Origin of the sequence: Phocaeicola sp. RTP21198st1_B8_RTP21198_201120, from assembly GCF_040929485.1 — a bacterium.
Classification (GTDB): domain Bacteria; phylum Bacteroidota; class Bacteroidia; order Bacteroidales; family Bacteroidaceae; genus Phocaeicola; species Phocaeicola dorei.
This window is the reverse complement of record NZ_JBCOCI010000520.1, coordinates 1-1077: the sequence shown is the minus strand read 5'-3', so window position 1 is coordinate 1077 and position 1077 is coordinate 1. Positions and strand designations below refer to the sequence as shown.

The window sequence follows — 1077 nt, the reverse complement described above, 5'->3', positions numbered from 1 at the left end:
GTACAAGGTCGGATACCGGAATCAGGATATCCGATGCGTCAGCTTTCAAATTAAACGCAGCACCATATCCTCTTCCCTCTTTATCTACAAAATTGCAAATGGCTTTATCAGTATTGTTCAATCCATAAGCGCGAATACGAATATATGCAGGAGCCGTCTTACTTTTACTCCGACAAGTTATCCGATCACCTATATAATGGGAAAAAGTCACATCACAAGGAGCTATATAATCTTCCTTTTTCTCCAAATCAGGAACAGAAAGCTGAAAGGCAGGCAGCAATTCCGGTCCTGATACTACCGAGCTAAATTGTGATTCGGGGCTCCTGAACGTGCGTGTACGACGGATATGCTTCCAATTGTCCTGTGGTCCTAAAAGAGACAAAGGAATTGTTTCGTTTATCAGACGCATGGCGTAAGTAGCTTGTTCATAATAGTCCCACCGTTCGGGAGTGCAATACGTCTTTTCCGGAAACAAGATTGTATCATCTCCCGTATCTATGCCGAAATGATACTCATAATCCCCCTTAGCAATCCAGCTTATATCGGCTTTCGCCGTATAGAAGAAGCCGTCTTCCGCCGTCATCGGTATGCGCTTGCATCCCCAAGGTTTCAGCATCAGATAAACATCTACCTGTTGAGGACGTTTGGGGCCGAACACCTCACACCGGAATGTCACCTCTTTATCAGCAGTAAACTCCGGCCATGTATGATTAGCTATTTTCCACTCTTTCATCGGAGTCTGATAGAAATCTTTGGCAGGAAGTTCTTCCCTGCTAACTATCTTTCCATCTGATAGCAGATATTTTCCGGGCAATACAACCATTTCAGTTTCCAGACCGGGAAGCTGTATTTGAATGTTCCGTTCATTGTACGCTGATTTTCTTGACACCCTGTGTTTATTCAGCATTTTATAAGGATCATCTATATCCATTATATCAGGGTAGATTTCCAGTTGCCAAGTATTATCATCCTGTTTGTCAAGAAAATAAATACCTGTTCCCGAATAACGGACTACCGGAGAAGAACCAACCCCAGCAATATGCTTCAATGCTGCCAGATTTTTGGGACGGGTAGACG

1 pseudogene is annotated in these 1077 nt (G+C 43.5%); it reads right to left on the bottom strand.

Going from position 1 to position 1077, the window contains the following annotated elements:
• A pseudogene (locus AB5935_RS27780) lies at positions 1-1077 on the bottom strand (hypothetical protein); the annotation flags it as partial.